Annotated in this window: 4 protein-coding genes and 1 pseudogene; 3 read left to right on the top strand and 2 right to left on the bottom strand. The window is 59.4% G+C overall.

From position 1 onward, the window contains the following. Positions 1 to 131 precede the first annotated feature (131 nt). Positions 132 to 1,283: pseudogene (locus R4P65_RS32910) on the bottom strand (IS3 family transposase). Between the two features lie 258 nt (positions 1,284 to 1,541). Between R4P65_RS32910 and R4P65_RS32905 the strand changes: the two are divergent. From R4P65_RS32905 to R4P65_RS32895, 3 genes are all read left to right on the top strand, one after another. Continuing rightward, entirely contained in the window at positions 1,542 to 2,081 is a 540-nt protein-coding gene (locus R4P65_RS32905) for a DUF488 domain-containing protein (protein ID WP_317829679.1), read from the top strand. Positions 2,082 to 2,434: 353 nt separating this feature from the next. Beyond that, positions 2,435 to 3,097 (top strand): carbonic anhydrase, encoded by a 663-nt coding sequence (locus R4P65_RS32900; protein ID WP_317829678.1) that lies wholly within the window; start codon positions 2,435 to 2,437, stop codon positions 3,095 to 3,097. A 139-nt stretch (positions 3,098 to 3,236) separates the two neighbouring features. Further along, a complete protein-coding gene (locus R4P65_RS32895) occupies positions 3,237 to 3,824 on the top strand; it encodes a uracil-DNA glycosylase family protein (RefSeq protein ID WP_317829677.1) in 588 nt (195 codons plus the stop codon). A 375-nt stretch (positions 3,825 to 4,199) separates the two neighbouring features. Here the strand turns inward: R4P65_RS32895 and R4P65_RS32890 are convergent, their stop codons facing one another. Beyond that, positions 4,200 to 4,517, bottom strand: a complete 318-nt coding sequence (locus R4P65_RS32890) for an MGMT family protein (protein WP_317829676.1) — start codon at positions 4,515 to 4,517, stop codon at positions 4,200 to 4,202. Between the last annotated feature and the right edge of the window lie 47 nt (positions 4,518 to 4,564).

Genomic DNA, 4,564 nt, shown 5'->3' with positions numbered 1-4,564 from the left:
GTCACCCGGCAGCTGTTCCGGACACTTGCCACTGCACACCCAATCTTGGTGTCTTGAAAGATATAGAAGCATCCCGGCGAGTCCGGAGACTTTGATGTGCCCCGAGTTTCGTGGAGTCGCGATATTTGACTTCAGGCTACGGGCTGACGTGTGAAGTGTACGTTCTCGAACTCGATCGGTGTCAGCATCCCGAGGGCGCTGTGCCGGCGTTGTCGGTTGTGGAAGATCTCGAGGTACTCGAACATCGCGTTGGCCAATTCGATCCTCGTTTTCCATCATTTCTGATTCAGAAGCTCGGTTTGCATTCTGCCCCAGAAAGATTCGATCACGGCATTGTCATAGCAATCGCCGATCGATCCCATCGACGGGACCAGGCCCGAGTCGTGGGCCCGGCGAGTGAACGGCCCAGGATGTGAACTGCACTCCATGGTCCGAGTGAATGAGTGTGCCGGGCGTCGGACCTCGATTCGAAACGGCCATTCCCAGAGCGTTCGTCACCAACGTCGCCGTCTGAGAACTGTCGATCGACCAACCGACGACCCGCCTCGAAAACGCGTCCAAGACAACAGCGCAGTAGATTTTTCCTTCGCGCGTGGGATGTTCCGTGATATCAGTGACCCACAGCTTGTTCGGCTTGTCGCGGGTGAATTTACGGTCCACAAGATCGCTCGCGGTCGGGGTCTGATGCTTGGAATGCGCACGTTTGTTTCCCGGAAGTCCTTTCACACCAGCAGTTCTCATCAATAACTCGACACAGCCGTGTCCAACAGCAATGCCGCGACCAAGGGTAAGTTCGGCATGAACACGCCGGGCGCCGTAGGTGCCATGCGAGGCGGTGTGAACCTCGGTGATCAGCTGGGTCAGCCAGGCATGTCGCAATGAGCGTTCCGAGGGTGGCCGGTTTCGCCACTCGTAGAAACCAGACTCGGACACCTCCAGAACCCGGCATGCCGTCTGCACGGGTAGTCCTTCCTTGGCCATCACTTCGATCGCTTCGAACCGCCTTTTGGGAGCACCACCGACTTCAGTAACTCGGTGGAGCGTTTGGCGATGGCGAGTTCAGTTTCCAATTCCGCGATACGACGACGGGCGGCGGCGAGTTCAGCGCTCTCGATCGAGCTCAGGCCCGGCTTCTGTCCGATGTCGATGAGCTCCTGGCCCAAGCCAGTTGTAGATGGTTTGTCGGTGACATCGATATCTGAGGCGACCTCGGCGATCGTGCGGCCTGACTTCAACAGGTCGAGGACTTTCCGGCGGAACTCGGGTGGATAGCGTCGGGGCATCGTGGACCTCTCTCGGGTGCATCAATGCCTGAAGTAAAACAAACGAACTCCGGAAAACCCGGGGTACATCAAAGTCCCCGGAAACCCCGGTCCGATTCAAGGCCAGAAGAGAAACAGATAGAAAACGCTTTTGCCGACGGAACGAAGCGGAGTTCATTCGGGGGACACCGAAGGCGGCCGGCCGCCGGGCATCGACGACCGCATGTTTCGGTTCGGTACGTCGTCTCCGCGAGGGTGGATGCGACGTAGCGTGGCGTCATGTCAGATATCACGATTTACACTGTCGGGCACTCGACGCACCCGATCGACGAGTTCATTGATCTCTTGGAGACGTACGGGATCAGGAAATTGATCGACGTGCGTACCATCGCCAAGTCCCGGCACAATCCGCAGTTCGGTGAGGCTGCGTTGGCGGCGAGCGTGCGTGCGCGCAAGATCACGTACCGCCGTATGACGGCATTGGGCGGTTTGCGTCATGTACGCAAGGACAGCATCAACGGTGCCTGGCGGAACGCGTCGTTCCAGGGGTACGCGGACTACATGCAGACAGAAGAGTTTGCCGATGCGATCGACCTGCTCGTGGAGCGAGGACACCACAGCGATGCAGCGATCATGTGCGCGGAAGCTGTGCCGTGGCGATGCCATCGTTCGATGATCGGCGATGCGCTCGTGGTGCGCGGTGTCGTCGTGCTCGACATCATGACAAAGAAGTCGGCACCTCCGCATACGCTCACCTCGTTCGCGCGCGTTGACGGGTCGCGTGTGAGTTACCCGGCCTCGTCGGAGACGTCGCCGTGAGCGCACTGGGCTGAGTGGGCGCGGTGACGAAGTGAGCCGAAGAGTTTCCGCAGACACGGAAACCCAACTACCCGACGGCATGATCCATTGTTAGTGATCGCGCGCTCGATCCGGCCAAGTCCCTGCGCAGCCTCGAACACGCGGTCATTCGCTATCACAGCGACCGTTGGTACAGGAGGTTCCTTGTCGACTCTCGCCGTGAGGTCGAAGAGGTACTTCAGTCGATCACGGAGTACCGATACACATCTCCTCACTGGCGCGTGCGTGCACACTTTCTGGACATGCCTCACCACCGGTGTGGGTTAATGCAACCCTGTCTGCAATGCGGAAGACGTCGTGTGCACAATGGATGAATGCCACGTTCAAGCCCCCTTTCCGCTTGGAGGTCTCTTCGCGAGGGTAACGAGCGATTCGTCAACGGCGCGTCCATCCACCCGAGCCAGGGAATCGTCGACCGCGCGAAGCTGGTCAACGAACAGCATCCCACCGCGGTCTTGTTCGGTTGCGGGGATTCGCGCGTAGCCGCCGAGATCATCTTCGATCAGGGTCTCGGCGACATGTTCGTCGTCCGCACCGCAGGTCATGTGCTCGACGATTCGGTGCTCGGTTCGATCGAATACGCCATAGAGGTGCTCGACGTGCCGCTCATCGTCGTCCTCGGCCACGACAGTTGCGGCGCAGTGAAAGCCACTCTCGATGCCTTGGACAAGAACGCGGTGCCCGACGGTTTCATTCGTAGTGTGATCGAGCGCGTCGCCCCCTCGATCCTGATGGGCCGTCGCGAGGGATTGTCCACGGTCGACGAACTCGAAGGTCGTCATGTGGTGGAAACAGGGTCGTTGATCATGCAGAGGTCGCGCATCATCGCGGAGAAAGTGGACAGAGGTGCCTGCGCGATCGTCGGCGTCACCTACACGTTGTCCGACGGGCAAATGCGTCTTCGAGGCACGGTTGGAGACATAGGAGAAACCGCGCCAAATACTGGGGGACTCGACGCCCCGCTGCCCGCTGACTGAGGAACCTGTCAGCCGGCCTACCTGCGCGGCTTCGAGCCTTCCACCCGAATTTCGGTGATTTTCCGGTAAGACGACGACCTCGAACGCATCCGATAACGACCTCATTTCTATGCTTGCCTCGACTCCGGAGATGGGAAATATGCCGGAACCATTGGCTGAGTTGCTCAGGGACATCCGACGGTGCACGCTCTGCGCGGACCACCTGCCGTGCGGACCGCGTCCCGTACTGCAAGCAGGCCCATCGGCTCGGCTGCGTGTGATCGGCCAGGCGCCTGGCCGCAAAGTTCATACGACGGGTGTTCCCTGGGATGATCCTTCAGGTGACCGTCTGCGCACTTGGCTCGGTCTGACGCCCCCACAGTTCTACGACCCGGGCAAGGTAGCCGTCATGTCGATGGGCTTTTGCTATCCAGGCAAAGCCAGGTCGGGCGATAAACCACCGAGATCCGAATGCGCATCTCATTGGCATGAGGCACTGAACGATCGTTTGCTCGACGTCCGACTCACGGTGTTGGTCGGTCAGTATGCGCAGGCACATTATCTACGTGGTCGGCGCAAGCCGACGCTGACCGAGACCGTGAAAGCAGCGAAGGATTACCTGCCGTTGGGGTATCTTCCCCTCCCACATCCTTCTCCGCGCAACCAGCCGTGGCTTGCCCAGAACCTGTGGTTCGAGAAGGACGTGTTGCCGATCGTCCAGACCGCAGTTCGCTCGCTCGCCCTGTGAAAGATCTTTTTCCTTCACGTAGAGGTTCAGCGCGAAGCGCGAACACATCTGTGTTCGTCAGTGATCAATTGACCGTCTACATCACCGAACCGATACCGGCGGGCCGCCCGGTCACTGAGCTCACCCCGTTCACACGCCGCGCCGGCGCTACACGCTCTCGCGCCTTACACACTGCCCCCGGATGTGTCGCCAACTGCCATTTCACTGAGAGCATGCCGAGGCCGCGCAGCGAGGGGCCGTGTCTCATCCGACATACCAGATTTAAGACATGGTCCCGGGGAGCAGATACCAGGGTGAAGAAGACTTATTCACATGGTTGACATGGCATTCATCAAAGGTGATTGCAGGACGGTTCTCGCCATCACGTCCGGTGGATCATCCATTCCACAACGCGTGTATTAGCTCGACCCGTCCGCCACGCATGGGCGTTCCTTCGTCGCGCAGTAGGGCGAGAGCACTATTGCCGTGACAGGTAGCGGGAGTGCCGTTGGCGTAGACCACGCGATGCCATTGGGTTTCGTCTGCCCAACGGGTCATGACCTGCCCGACTTGGCGAGGATGTCCGTTGACGAGGGTAGCGATCAGTCCGTATGTCATCACTCGGCCTGCAGGGATACGGTCGATGATGTCGAGGACGCGGCGAGCGAACGGCGAGGGGCCTTCTTCGGATACTTCGGTCAACAACTCAGACATTGAAATACTTTGCTTCCGGGTGGTGCAGGACAAAAGCGTCAGTGGAC

Source organism: Rhodococcus sp. IEGM 1318 (assembly GCF_033142465.1).
In the GTDB taxonomy this organism is placed as follows: Bacteria; Actinomycetota; Actinomycetes; order Mycobacteriales; family Mycobacteriaceae; genus Rhodococcus_F; species Rhodococcus_F qingshengii_B.
This window is presented reverse-complemented; position numbering and strand designations above follow the sequence as displayed.

What these genes read in the sequence shown, in the direction of transcription:
- R4P65_RS32905 (WP_317829679.1), top strand. Translation starts at nt 1,542, where the DNA reads ATGTCAGATATCACGATTTACACTGTCGGGCACTCGACGCACCCGATC.
- R4P65_RS32900 (WP_317829678.1), top strand. Translation starts at nt 2,435, where the DNA reads ATGCCACGTTCAAGCCCCCTTTCCGCTTGGAGGTCTCTTCGCGAGGGT.
- R4P65_RS32895 (WP_317829677.1), top strand. Translation starts at nt 3,237, where the DNA reads ATGCCGGAACCATTGGCTGAGTTGCTCAGGGACATCCGACGGTGCACG.
- R4P65_RS32890 (WP_317829676.1), bottom strand. Translation starts at nt 4,517, where the DNA reads ATGTCTGAGTTGTTGACCGAAGTATCCGAAGAAGGCCCCTCGCCGTTC.